The 13,072-nt window shown below is 61.3% G+C and carries 11 protein-coding genes; 8 read left to right on the plus strand and 3 right to left on the minus strand.

Features of this window, described 5'->3' with window-relative positions; genetic code table 11:
• Nucleotides 1-95 precede the first annotated feature (95 nt).
• Nucleotides 96-599, plus strand: a complete 504-nt coding sequence (locus tag KQ661_RS23100) for an META domain-containing protein (protein WP_216727365.1) — start codon at nt 96-98, stop codon at nt 597-599.
• On the opposite strand, the gene KQ661_RS14800 is transcribed toward KQ661_RS23100, so the two are convergent.
• Together KQ661_RS14800 and KQ661_RS14805 are read right to left on the minus strand one after the other, a co-directional pair.
• A complete protein-coding gene (locus KQ661_RS14800; RefSeq protein WP_216727366.1) occupies nt 508-1,860 on the minus strand; it encodes a M20/M25/M40 family metallo-hydrolase in 1,353 nt (450 codons plus the stop codon). The genes KQ661_RS23100 and KQ661_RS14800 overlap by 92 nt on opposite strands.
• Before the next feature lie 8 nt (nt 1,861-1,868).
• Nucleotides 1,869-5,309, minus strand: coding sequence for a pyruvate carboxylase (locus KQ661_RS14805; RefSeq protein WP_216727367.1), 3,441 nt, complete (start codon nt 5,307-5,309; stop codon nt 1,869-1,871).
• 386 nt (nt 5,310-5,695) lie between these two features.
• On the opposite strand from KQ661_RS14805, the gene KQ661_RS14810 reads away from it, so the two are divergent.
• From KQ661_RS14810 to KQ661_RS14840, 7 genes are all read left to right on the plus strand, one after another.
• On the plus strand, nt 5,696-6,412 hold the full coding sequence (locus KQ661_RS14810; RefSeq protein WP_216689088.1) for an SDR family NAD(P)-dependent oxidoreductase: 717 nt from the start codon (nt 5,696-5,698) through the stop codon (nt 6,410-6,412).
• 112 nt (nt 6,413-6,524) lie between these two features.
• Complete coding sequence (locus KQ661_RS14815) at nt 6,525-7,850, plus strand: cryptochrome/photolyase family protein (protein ID WP_216689089.1); 1,326 nt, start codon at nt 6,525-6,527, stop codon at nt 7,848-7,850.
• A 105-nt stretch (nt 7,851-7,955) separates the two neighbouring features.
• Nucleotides 7,956-8,585, plus strand: a complete 630-nt coding sequence (locus tag KQ661_RS14820; protein ID WP_216689090.1) for a TetR family transcriptional regulator C-terminal domain-containing protein — start codon at nt 7,956-7,958, stop codon at nt 8,583-8,585.
• A gap of 100 nt (nt 8,586-8,685) precedes the next feature.
• The gene (locus KQ661_RS14825) at nt 8,686-9,990 is read left to right on the plus strand and encodes an ABC1 kinase family protein (protein ID WP_216689091.1); all 1,305 of its coding nucleotides are present in this window, start codon (nt 8,686-8,688) and stop codon (nt 9,988-9,990) included.
• 73 nt (nt 9,991-10,063) lie between these two features.
• The gene (locus KQ661_RS14830; RefSeq protein WP_216727368.1) at nt 10,064-10,609 is read left to right on the plus strand and encodes a hypothetical protein; all 546 of its coding nucleotides are present in this window, start codon (nt 10,064-10,066) and stop codon (nt 10,607-10,609) included.
• Between the two features lie 41 nt (nt 10,610-10,650).
• Nucleotides 10,651-11,523: a dienelactone hydrolase family protein gene (locus tag KQ661_RS14835; protein ID WP_216689093.1), complete on the plus strand. Its 873-nt coding sequence runs from the start codon at nt 10,651-10,653 to the stop codon at nt 11,521-11,523.
• A 158-nt stretch (nt 11,524-11,681) separates the two neighbouring features.
• Complete coding sequence (locus tag KQ661_RS14840; RefSeq protein WP_216727369.1) at nt 11,682-12,152, plus strand: Mpo1 family 2-hydroxy fatty acid dioxygenase; 471 nt, start codon at nt 11,682-11,684, stop codon at nt 12,150-12,152.
• A gap of 86 nt (nt 12,153-12,238) precedes the next feature.
• Here KQ661_RS14840 and KQ661_RS14845 read toward each other — a convergent pair whose 3' ends face one another.
• Nucleotides 12,239-12,949, minus strand: coding sequence for a phenylalanine-4-hydroxylase (locus tag KQ661_RS14845; RefSeq protein ID WP_216689095.1), 711 nt, complete (start codon nt 12,947-12,949; stop codon nt 12,239-12,241).
• Nucleotides 12,950-13,072 lie beyond the last annotated feature (123 nt).

Here is a 13,072-nt window from a genome sequence, read left to right on the forward strand (position 1 = left end):
CTGCGTAGTAACGCAGGCCTTTTTGCATAAAATCAGTCTTTCAACGCGTTTGCTATGCACCTTTCCTTTTTGCCCTTGGCCCTGCTGGCCGCCGGTTGCCAAACCCGCACCGCTGCGGAAACGGCCGCCACCACTCCCCCACCCGCCCGCGCCGCGCCCGACGCACCACTGCGCGAAACGCACTGGGTAGCCAGCTGGCTGGCCAGCCCATCACCGTGCCAGCCGATACCAGGGAGCCTTACCTGCTACTCCGCGCCGATGGCACGGCCGAGGACAATGGCAGCTGCAACCGCTTCCGGGGCAGTTTTTTCAGCGAAAATCCCAGTGAGCTGAAATTCACGCCGCTGATGAGTACACGGATGACCTGCCCGGCGATTGACACGGAAAATGCCTTTACCCGCGCCCTGGGGCAGGCCAGCACTTACCGCATGCGGCGATACGCTGCGGATGCTGGATGCCACCGGGGCGGCCGTAGTCCGGCTGGAGGCCGTGTACCTGCGGTAGCCGCTACTTGCCGCTGGTGCTTTCGGGCGCAATGCGGGTGGGCGTTTGCCGGCCCGAAGCGAGGCCGGAGGCGCTTTGCGCGATGGCCTGAATGACGGCCGTCATGTTCTGCAAATTGAGGCTTTCCACTTCGTCATCAACGGAATGGTAGAGCTTGTCGGTCGGAATCTGGTCGGTGCTGATGCTGTGGGCGGGCACGCCCAGGCGGGCGAGGGTGGCGTTATCGGAGCGGTAGAACAGGTTCTGCTCGGGGTACGGGTCGGGCTCGAAGCGGAACTTGCTGCCGGCCAGGTTGGCTTGCAGCAGCGGGCCGAAATCGGAACGGTCGTAGCCAGTGATGAAAGCGGTGTTGGGGCCGAATTTGGCTTCCTTGCCAATCATCTCAATGTTGAATATGGCCGTCACCTGCTGCGGGTCGAGCTGCTTCGAGAAGAATTGTGAGCCGAAGCCGCCCACTTCCTCGGCCGCGAAGGCCACGAACATGAGCGGGCGGGCGTTGTCGTTTTTCTTCTTGAAATACTCGGCCAGCGCTACTACGGCGGTGGTGCCGCTGGCATCGTCGTCGGCCCCGTTGGCAATGGAATCGCCTTCGGCCGAAGACTTCACGATGCCTAGATGGTCGTAGTGGCCCGAAAAAACCACGTTTTCTTTGCTGCGCTGCGGGTCGCGGCCGGGCAGCACGCCCACCACGTTGCGAAGCTCAATGGGCTGCCCGACAGTGCTGGCGCTGATGCGATAAGTGAGGGTTGAGGGCCTGGCTCCCAGCACGTACACGGTAGAATATGGCCCCGCCTGCTCCGGGCTTATTTTGGGGCGCGCCGCGTATTGGGCAATTTGGCCGAATAGTTTGGTGTGAGCGGTATCAACAAAAACAAGCGTATTGGCAGTAGGCCGCCGAAGCGCGAGCAGCTTGCACCGCTCCGTCTGGTCCGGCCCTATTGTTACGACTGCAACGGGCGTAGCGTCATCACTCGTCCAGCTCAGGGCCGGCGCGCCGGAAATAACCGCCACTTGGGTTGGCGGCAAGGCTTTCTCATTGAGCACGGCCGTGGCTGCGCCGGGCTTGGTCTGGTACACCTTAAACGTTTGCTCGAAGCCGCTGAGGCCCGGCAGCGGCTGCAGACCAATGCGCGCAAACTCGCCGGCCAGAAACTGCGCCGCCCGCAGGCCGCCGGGCTGGCCGGTGCCGCGCCCCTGCATATCGTCCGAAGCGAGCGTGCGCATGACGCGGCTTACCGTGGCGGCCGAAACTTCGGTTTCGGCCGCCCGGCCGGGCTTCACTTTAACTTTGAATTTGGATTGCGCGGCTACGGGCAGCGCCGCCAGCAGGCAGCCGGCGAGAAGCAGGTTTTTCAAGGCAAAAGCTAGTTCAGCGTCAGGACCAGGTCATCGGCACTCACGCGGGCACCTTCGGCCAGCACCACATCGGCCACGGTCAGGTCTTGCGGGGCGGTGATGGTGGTTTCCATCTTCATGGCTTCGATGACGAAGAGCGGGGTGTTTTTGGGCACGGCCTGGCCGGGTTTCACCAGCACTTTGCTCAGCATGCCCTGCAACGGGGCCCCCAGCTGGTGCGGGTTGGCCTTGTCGGCTTTGGCGTTGCTGATTTTGGTGACTTCCACCGATTGGTCGCGCACCTGCAGGTTGCGGGTCTGGCCGTTGAGGGTGAAGAAGATGGTGCGGCAGCCATCTTCGTTGATGTCGCCCACCGACTCCAGACGCACGATAACCGACTTGCCCCGGGCTATTTCAATGATGGTTTCCTGCCCCGATTTCAGGCCGTAGAAGAAGGCCGAAGTGGGCACCTTGCTCACGTTGCCGAACTTCTGGCGGAAGGCCCAATAGTCCTCAAATACCTTGGGGTAGAGCAGCGACGACAGCATATCGGTGAACTTGCCGCCGGGGAATTTCTCCTGAAACGCCGTCCACTCCTCATCGAAGTCAATCGGGGCCAGATGCTCGTTGGGCCGGTCGGTGAAGGGCGTTTCGTTCTTGAGAATGAGCTTTTGCAGCTCGGCGGGCCAGCCGCCCTCGGGCTGGCCGATGTCGCCGCGAAACAGCTCGCGCACCGACTCCGGGAAGTTCAGGGTTTCGCCCTTTTCCATCACGTCCTGGGGCGTGAGGCTGTTGCTGACCATAAACAGGGCCATATCGCCCACTACTTTACTGCTGGGCGTCACCTTCACGATGTCGCCAAACATCTGGTTCACATCGGCGAAGCGCTGCTTCACTTCCTCAAACTTATCGAGCAGGCCCAGCGAGGCCGCCTGCGGGCGCAGGTTGGAATACTGCCCGCCCGGAATCTCGTGCTGAAAAACCTCCGAAGTACCGGCTTTCAGGCCCGACTCAAACGGATAATACATCTCGCGCACTGCCTCCCAGTAGTTACTGAACTCGTTGAGAGAATGCTGGTTGAACTCGCGGTGGCGCGGCGTGTGGCGCAGCATTTCGACCACCGAGTTGAAGTTGGGCTGCGAGGTGAGGCCCGAGAGCGAGCCCATCGCCACGTCGATGACGTTGACGCCGGCTTCCACGGCTTGCAGGTAGGTGGCGGACTGCAGCGACGAGGTGTCGTGGGTGTGCAGGTGGATGGGCAGCTTCACGGTATCGCGCAGGCCGGCAATGAGCTCGGTAGCGGCATAGGGTTTCAGCAACCCGGCCATGTCCTTGATGCAGAGGATGTGCGCCCCGGCATCCTCTAGCTGCTTGGCCAGCTTGAGGTAGTAGTCGAGGGTGTATTTGGTGCGGTTCGGGTCCATGATGTCCCCGGTGTAGCAGATGCTGGCTTCGGCCAGCCGGTCGGTTTTGTTGCGCACGAAGCCGATGCAGGCCTCCAGCCCCTTCATCCAGTTCAGCGAGTCGAAAATGCGGAACACATCGACGCCGGTTTCGGCGGCCTGCATCACGAACCGCTCCGTCAGGTTGTCCGGATATGCCTTGTAGCCCACGCCGTTGGCCCCGCGAATGAGCATTTGCAGGAGGATGTTTGGGATGGCTTCGCGCAGCTTGGCGAGGCGCTCCCAGGGGTCTTCGTGCAGGAAGCGCAGGGCCACGTCGAACGTGGCCCCGCCCCAGACTTCGAGCGAGAAGGTCTGGGGATGCTGCTGGGCGTAGGCGCGGGCCACTTTCAGCATGTCCCAGGTGCGCATGCGGGTAGCCAGCAGGCTTTGGTGAGCATCGCGCAGGGTGGTGTCGGTGTAGTGAATGAGGGGCTCGTTGCGAAGCCACTCGGCAAACTTCTCGGGGCCCAGCTCGTCGAGCTTCTGCTTGGTGCCGGGGGTGGGCGCGGTGTACTCGAAGGCGGGAATGCGCGGCTGGCGCGGGTTGGCGCGCGGGTCGAGCAGGTCGCGCACATCGGGGTTGCCGTTCACCACCGTATCGCCGATGAAGCCGAGCAGGCGCGTAGCCCGGTCCTGGCGCTTCTCGAACTCAAACAGCTCGGGGTGGTCCTTGATGAAATCGACGGTGGCGTGGCCCTCCTGAAACTCCTTGTTGCCAACGATATTCTTTAGGAACGGAATGTTGGTTTTCACGCCGCGAATCCGGAACTCGTCGAGGGCGCGCAGCATTTTCTGGGCCGCGCCGTGCAGCGTGGGGGCGTGGGCCGAGATTTTGACCAGCATCGAGTCGAAAAACGGCGAAACCACCGCGCCCTGGTACACGGAGCCCTCATCGAGCCGGATGCCAAAGCCGCCGGCCGAGCGGTAAGCCACGATGGTGCCGTAGTCGGGCTTGAAGTCGTTGGCCGGGTTTTCGGTGGTTACGCGGCACTGCACCGCGAAGCCCGTGCGCAGCGGCACCACATCGGGCCCGAGGCCGATTTCGGGGTCGGCCAGGTTGAAGCCGGCGGCAATGTAAATCTGGGTTTTAATCAAATCCACGCCCGTAATCATCTCGGTCACCGTGTGTTCCACCTGAATGCGGGGGTTCACCTCGATGAAGTAGATGCGGTCGTGCTCGGGGTTTACCAGAAATTCCACGGTGCCCACGTTGTCGTAGCCCACGGCCCGGCCGATGCGCAGGGCATACTCATACAAAAGGTGGCGCTGGTGGTCGGGCAGGTCCATAGCGGGCGCTACCTCCACCACTTTCTGGAAGCGGCGCTGCACCGAGCAGTCGCGCTCGTAGAGGTGCACGAGGTTGCCGTAATGGTCGCCCACGAGCTGAATCTCGATATGCTTGGGGCGCTCCACGAATTTTTCGAGGAACACCGTGTCGTCGCCGAAGGCATTCAGCGCCTCGTTGCGGGCCTCAAAAAAGCCCTTTTCCATCTGCTCATCGTCGCGGATGATGCGCATGCCGCGCCCGCCGCCGCCGCTGGCCGCCTTCAGCATCACGGGGTAGCCAATGCGGTGGGCCTCGGCCTGGGCAGTTTCGAAGTCGACCAAATCGGCCTCGCTGCTTTCAATCTGGGGCACCTGGCACTGCTGGGCCACGACCTTGGCGCGCACTTTGTCGCCGAGAGCTTCCATCACCTCTGGCCGGGGGCCGATGAAAACGATGCCTTCTTCGGCGCAGCGGCGCGAAAGGGTAGCGTTTTCGGAGAGAAAGCCGTAGCCGGGGTGGATGGCATTGGCCCCGTTCTCTTTGGCCACGCGGATGATGCCCTCGATGTCGAGGTAGGGCTTCAGGGGCTCATCGTCGCGGCCAATCTGATAGGCTTCGTCGGCCTTGTAGCGGTGCTGCGAGTATCGGTCCTCGTAGGTGTACACGGCCACCGTGGGAATATTGAGCTCGTTGGAGGCGCGCATTACGCGAATCGCAATTTCGCCACGGTTGGCGACCAGAAGTTTAGTTATGTTCATAGAAGCAGGAATCCATTTGGCGCGGATACGGCGAAACTACGCCAAAGGCTGTGTATTTTTTTAAACAATCGTTTGCACCTGTTGCAATTGCCACCAGACCAGTTGAGAAGCTGGTATGTTATCAATTTATTACCTGATTAATCACGGCGCCATGTCCGCGTTGGCATCCCAAATAATCGGCTATGATGAATGTGCCGGGCAATCTTGCGAATCGACCGAAACATATCAATCCACAGAAATCACCCGCCCCCAGGCCCGAAGACGGAGTACGTGGGGACCTACTCACGCCCGTAAAACCACTCAAAATGCAGCCCTTGGCACCGCCCCGGGCAAACAAGTAGGCCAAAACAGCGTTATGGCAGCACTCACTTATTATCTCGCGGACCATGCAGTTTTCCGACAAAAACATTCTCATCATCGGGGCCTCCTCCGGCATTGGCCTGGCCACGGCCACGTTGCTGCACGGCCTGGGAGCCAACCTATTCACCGCTTCGCGCCACCAGTCGCCCGAGCTGGAAGCCCTGCAAACCACCCATTTCGACTACGATGCCACCCAGGCCGTGGACAACACCTTTGATGCCCTGCCCGACGTGCTGCACGGCGTGATATACTGCCCCGGCAGCATCAAGCTGCGGCCCTTCGAGCGCATTCCGGTGGCCGATTTCGCCGCCGATTTCGACCTGAACGTGCTGGGCGCGGTGCGCGTAATTCAGGCCACCATCAAGCGGCTGAAGAAGGCTGAAGGCACGGCCTCCGTCGTACTATTCAGCACCGTGGCGGCCGATACGGGCATGAGTTTCCACGCCAGTATTGCCACCGCCAAGGCGGCCGTGGAAGGCCTCACCCGCGCCCTGGCCGCCGAGTACGCCGCCACCGGCGTGCGCGTGAACTGCATTGCCCCTTCGCTCACCAACACGCCCCTGGCCGCCGCCCTGCTCAACTCGCCCGAAAAGATGGAAGCCGGTGGCAAGCGCCACCCCTTGCAGCGTATAGGCCAGCCCGAGGATTTGGCCTACACGGCCTCGTTCCTGCTATCGGACCACAGCTCGTTTGTGACCGGCCAGGTGCTGGCCGTGGACGGCGGAATGGGGAAATTGAAGTAAGTTTTCTCTGGACGCCGCCCTCCGCGTCAACCTCACCCCCTGACCCCCTCTCCAAAAAAGAGGGGGTCAGGGGGTGAGGTTGACGCGGAGGGCGATACGCAAATCATCTACTATGAAAATCTGCATTTTCTGGCACCGGCGCGACCTGCGCGTTCACGACAATGCCGGGCTGGCGGCCGCGCTGGCCAGCGGCCTGCCGGTGCTGCCGCTATTCATCTACGACAAGGACATTCTCGACCATCTGCCGGAAAAAGCCGATGCCCGGCTCACCTTCATTTTTGATGAGGTGGAGAAGCTGGCCAAGGAAACCGAAGCGGCGGGCGGCACTTTTCTGGCCCGCTACGGCACGCCGCTGGCGGTGCTGGAGCAACTAGTTAAGGACTTCGAAGTGGCGGCCGTGCACACCAACGAGGACTACGAGCCTTACGCCACGAAGCGCGATGCCGCCGTGGGTGAGCTGCTGCAAAAGCACGGAGCAGATTTCTACTTATACAAGGACCAGGTCATTTTCGCCAAGGAGGAGATTATGACCAAATCGGGCACGGTGCCCAAGGTTTTTGGCGCTTATTTGAAGGCCTACACCGCGAAGCTGACGGATGAGCTGCTGCTGCCCTACGGCTCGCAAGGCGATTTCAAGCGGGAAAATCTGCACCACGTTTCTGCTGCCAAAGCCGGTGAGCGGCCCACGCTGGAAAGCATGGGGTTCGAGCCCAAAGAGCAATACTTCCCGCCGGTGCAGCTGCCGGCGGAAAGCATTGTGCGCCACTACCACCAAACCCGCAATACGCCCGCCGACGAGCACGGCACCACCCGCGAATCGCTGAACCTGCGCTTCGGAACCCTGAGTGTGCGCGAGGTGCTGCGCCAGGCCAAAGCCCTGAATCAAAAGCTGCTGGCCGAAATTATCTGGCGCGACTTTTTTATGATGCTGCTCTGGCATTTCCCCAACACGGCCACCGAGAGCTACGACCCCAAGATGCGGCACATCGACTACCGCAACAACGAGGACGAATTTCGGGCCTGGTGCGAGGGCCGCACCGGCTACCCGCTGGTAGATGCCGGCATGCGCGAGCTCAACGAAACCGGCTACCTACCCAACCGCGTGCGTATGACCGTGGCCGGCTTTCTCACCAAGCACCTGTTCATCGACTGGCGCTGGGGCGAACGGTATTTCGCCGATAAGCTCCTCGACTACGACATGGCCAATAACGTGGGCAACTGGCAGTGGATGGCCGGCACCGGCGCCATCTCGGCCCCCTGGTTCCGGGTGTACAGCCCCGAGAGTCAGCTCGAAAAAGTAGACCCCGAGATGAAGTACGTGAAGCGCTGGGTGCCCGAAGTGGGAACCTCGAAATACCCGGCCCCGATAGTAGAGCACAAGTTTGGGCGCGAGCGGGCTGTGGAGGCCATTCGGGCGGCGCGCATTGCGGCTTCGTAGCGCGGACTTTTAGTCCACGAGGAAACAAGTTTCAACAAGTTCTCTCGCGGACTAAAAGTCCGCACTACGGCCGAACCGTACCCCCCCCGAAGCGGTTATACCGGCATGGAAAAGGACCGCATCAAACAAGCCTATCTCGACTTCGTGCGCAACGAAGGCCACCCGCCGCAATCGGTGTTCAAGCTCACCCAGCAGCTGGGCATGGCCGAAGCCGAATTCTACCAGCACTACCCCAATTTCGAGTCCATCGACCGCGAGATATGGGCTGATTTCGGCCGGCAGGCGCGCGAAACCGCCGCCTCCGAGCCCGTGTGGGAGGGCTACGGCAGCCGCGAAAAGCTACTGGCCTTCTACTACACGCTGCTCGAAATCCTCAAGGGCAATCGCTCTTACGCCCTGATGAGCCTGCGCCGCTCGCAGCACCGCATCCCGGCGCTATCGCCCCGCGTACTCGACGATTTCCGGCAGGATTTCGAGCTATTCGTGAGCGACTTGCTGCGCGATGGCCGCGTAACGGGCGAAATCGCCAACCGCCCGCTAGTACAGGAGGGCTACCCCCGCTTCTTCTGGCAGCAGGTGCTATTTGTACTCGGCTTTTTTGCCAAAGACGATACCGTGAACTTCGAGCGCACCGACGCCGCCGTGGAAAAAGCCGTGACCCTGAGCTTCAATTTGGTGGGCCGCAATACACTGGACGCGGCCGTGGATTTCGTGCGGTTTCTGGTGCGGCGGTAGCTTGTGAGGTAAGCGTTAGCTGGCACCGCAGGGCCGTCAGCTGTAATTATTTGTATCTCATTACACTATACATCACGGCAAGCTAAAGCTTACCTCACAGATGGACGAACCCCAAACCTCCCTGCCGACCACCAAAGTGGCCCGTGCTGCCCGCTTTGCCAAAACCGGCTTCAATGTGGGCACCAACTACATTAAGCACTACGCCAAAAAGGCCGTTGGCGCAGAGTCGACCACCGAAAGCCTGCATGCCGCCAACGCCGCCGAGCTCTACGGCACGCTGAGCGAGATGAAAGGCTCCGTGTTGAAAGTGGCCCAGATGCTGGCCATGGAGAAAAACATGCTGCCCACGGCCTACGCCGACCAGTTTGCCAAAGCCCAGTATTCGACCCCGCCCCTCTCCGGCCCGCTGGTAACCAAGGCTTTCCGCGATGCTTTTGGGAAGTCGCCTTACCAATTATTCGATGCGTTTGAGCCCGAGGCGCGGCAGGCGGCCAGCATCGGGCAGGTGCACTTTGCCCGCAAGGATGGGAAGGAGCTGGCTGTGAAGGTGCAATACCCCGGCGTGGCCGACAGCATCAAGTCCGATATCCGCCTCGTTAAGCCCATTGCCCTGCGCGTGATGGGCCTGAACGAAGCTCAGGTGCGTCCCTACCTGGAGGAAGTAGAAACGCGCCTGCTCGAAGAAACCGACTACAAGCTGGAGCTGCGGCGCGGCCAGGAAATCGCCGCCAAATGCCAGGAATTACACAACCTGGAGTTCGCAACCTACTATCCGGAGTTCTCCACGGCCCGCATTCTGACCATGGACTGGCTCCCCGGCCAGCACCTGAAGGAGTTTCTGGCCACCAACCCATCGCAGGAAATCCGCAACCAAATCGGCCAGGCGCTGTGGGATTTCTACCAGTTTCAGTTCAACGAGCTGCACCAGCTGCACGCCGACCCGCACCCCGGCAATTTCCTGATGCGGGCCGACAACGGCGGCACCCTCGGCGTACTCGATTTCGGCTGCGTGAAAGACGTGCCGATGGACGTGTACCAGCTGTTCAAAGACCTGCTGGCCGCCGAAACCTTTACTGACGAAAACCGCCTCGCCGCCCTGCTCACTCAAGGCGGCGTGCTTCGCGCCACCGATGCCCCGGCCATGCGGGCGCTGTATATGCGCACCATGCGCGTGTCGCTGGAGCTTGTGGGCCGCCCCTTCCGTCAGGCCACTTTCGATTTCGGCGACCCCGCCTACATGGCCGCCCTCTACGCCCTCGGCGACGACCTGATGGCCGACCCCGAGCTGCGCAAGCAGCGCGAGCCACGCGGCTCCGAGCACTTCATATACCTGAACCGGACTTACGTGGGGCTGTTTGCGCTGCTCACGGAGTTGGGCGCTTCAATTCAGACCGGTATCATGTAGCACATGCTTTAGCTTGTGCCCGGCTGGTCGTTCCGGCAGGCACAGACTGAAGCGTGTGCTACATTTCGGCCCTGTGAACCTCCGCCAAGAGCTACTGCGGGAACACTCGGCCCGCCAGACTCAGCGGCTGGCCGACTACACCTGCGCCCACCCCAAGGCTCTGGCCGAGTTGCTTCAGCTGTTCTGGTACGGCGCGGAGCGCGAGCGCCAGCTGGCCGCCGATGTACTGGACTGGGTGGGCCAGCGCCGACCCAGGTGGCTGGTGCCGCACCTGCCGGGCCTGCTGGCCGCCGCCCAGCCCGCGCCCGGACAACACCCGGCCGTGCGGCGGGCCGTGGCGCGGGTGCTGCAATTCGTGCCCGTGCCCGCAGAGTGGCAGGCCCTGGCCTTCGATACCTGCCTGGCATTGCTGCATGCGCCCAGCGAGCCGGTCGCCATTCGCGCCTATGCCCTTACTGCTGCGGCACGCCTGGCGACCCCCTATCCGGAACTAGCGGCCGAATTAATTCTTGTAGCTGATAATGCCCTTGCTACCAGTCATTCAGCTACCCTACACAGCCGGGCCAGCCGGGAACTACCCGAACTTCGTCGCTTGATACGGGAACATTTTGCCAATTAGCTGTTGGTACATGAGTTCAATCTATTTTTCCTCCCCAACTAATGAAAAAGTTTCTTACCCTCGGTGCGGCGCTGTTCAGCCTCTCGTTCTCGGCTTCGGCCCAACAGATGGCCAGCTGCTGCGCCCGCCCAGCCGGCAACCTCTCGGCTTCGGCCACCGAGGTTTTCGCCAAACTCGCCGCCGATAAGGATTTTTCGGGCGGCCACGACGCGCCCCTGCCCTACGAATTCAAAGGCGAAGGCAAAATGATTGAGTTCAAAACCCCCGATGGCAGCACCGGCAAGGGCTTCGAAATCAAGAGCGCCAAGCCCTCCAACAAGTACCTGTTCGTAATTCACGAGTGGTGGGGCCTGAACGATTACATCAAGAAGGAAGCCGCCACTTTCGCCGCCGAAATGCCCGGTGTCAACGTCATCGCCGTCGACCTCTACGATGGTAAAATTGCCACCACGCCCGAGGAAGCCGGCAAATATATGGGCGAGGTGAAAACCGACCGCGCCACGGCCATCCTCAAAGGGGTGGAAATGTACGCTGGCCCCAAGGCCCAATTGGCCAGCATCGGCTGGTGCTTCGGCGGCGGCTGGAGCCTGCAGGAAGCCCTGCTCGGCGGCAAGCAGACCGTGGGCTGCGTGATGTACTACGGCATGCCCGAAAAGGACGTGACCAAGCTCAAAACCCTGAACACCGACGTGCTGGGCATCTTCGCCAGCCAGGATAAGTGGATTAACCCCGAGGTGGTGGGCCAGTTCAAGAAGGACATGGTGGCCGCCGGCAAAAGCGTCACCATCGAAAGCTACGATGCCGACCACGCCTTCGCCAACCCGTCCAACCCCAAATTCAACAAGGAATACGCTGCCAAAGCCCACGGCCAGGCGCTGAACTACCTGCGCGGCCGCTTCAAGCTGAAAGCTTAAGCTGCAGTTATTCGCATCAAACGAAAACGCCTCCCCGCTCGGGGAGGCGTTTTTTTTGCTACTTTGGTGAGCTTGAATTCCGGCCTGTAGCACGGACTTTTTGTCCGCGCCGGCATCCTTCTCACTCACGGACTAAAAGCCCGCGCTACTTTCATCCCATGGCCCCGCTCACCGCCCTGCTGTCCGAATACGGCGAAAGCCACCAAAACTCCACCAACAAGCTGGTGCACTGGGTGTGCGTACCGCTGATTATGTTCTCACTCATCGGCCTGCTTTGGTCCATTCCCGTACCCGATTTCGTGCAGCGCATCAGCCCGTGGCTGAACTGGGGCACGCTGGTCATGGCCCTGGCCCTGCTCTACTACGTGCGGCTGAGCGGGCGGCTGGCCCTGGGCATGGTGCTGGTGTGGGTGGCCATGGCGCTGGCCCTGCGGGTGGTGGCGGGTGCGGCGGTGCTGCCGCTGTGGTCTATTTGCCTCATCATTTTCGCGCTGGCCTGGGTGGGCCAGTTCTGGGGCCACAAGGTGGAGGGCAAGAAACCCAGCTTCCTCAAGGACCTGCAGTTTCTACTTATCGGGCCGCTGTGGCTGCTGCATTTCGTGTACCGCCGGCTGGGCTGGGAGTATTAACGCTCCTTATTATGCTAATAACGAACAGAAAATGAACATCATGCAGAGCGCAGCGAAGCATGATGTTTTGGAAAATCCAGCTCCCACTACCGCACTCCAGCCAGCATCCCCGCCAATTCCTCCACGCACTCGGTCAGCTGCTCCCAGACGGGCAGCATGAAATACTGGTTCTGGTAGCGGGCACCGGTAACGGGCGTGCCCAATACAGTAGCAAGGTCGAAGGCCGGGCGCGGGGTGAACTCGTTCACGCAGTGGTGGATTTCGCCAGCCGACGACAGCAGGCCCGCCCCGTAGAGGCACGGCTTGCCCTCGTGCTGCACCATGCCAAACTCGGCCGTGAAGAAGTAGAGCGCCCAGAGCTGCTCGCGGGCCGGCGAGCCGGCGGGCTGGGCTATGTACGCTTGCCCCAACTCGTGCAGAAAGTTGGCCAGGCCCTCATCGAGCAGCATGGGCACATGCCCGAACAAATCGTGGAACAAGTCGGGCTCGGGACTGAAATCGAACGCCTGCATGGACCGGATGCGCGTCACAATCGGGAACTTCCGCTCGGCCAGGAGGGCGAAAAATGCGGCCGGTTCGAACGGCCGGCCCACCGGGGCCAGCTGCCAGCCGGTTTCGGCCTCCACCACGGCGCTCAGCTCCCGGATGTCGGGGATGGCCTCGCGCCGCAAACCCAACCGGGCCAGGCCCTGGCTGAAAGCCGGGGCCGCCCGCCGATGCAGCAGCGCGGTCTGGCGGTCAAACAACATTTTCCAAATGAGTTGGTCCTGGCTGACGGAGTTGGGCGTGGTAAACATAGCGTAACGATTGGGGAAAGTGTGGTTAAAACAGGGCGAAAAAAAAGCCCGACATCCTGGCGGATTCGGGCTTTTGAAAGTTTCTAGAGAAGTTCGGGTTTCATGCCTCGTCTTCCGTTAGCG

Origin of the sequence: Hymenobacter siberiensis (genome assembly GCF_018967845.1) — a bacterium.
GTDB lineage: Bacteria > Bacteroidota > Bacteroidia > Cytophagales > Hymenobacteraceae > Hymenobacter > Hymenobacter siberiensis.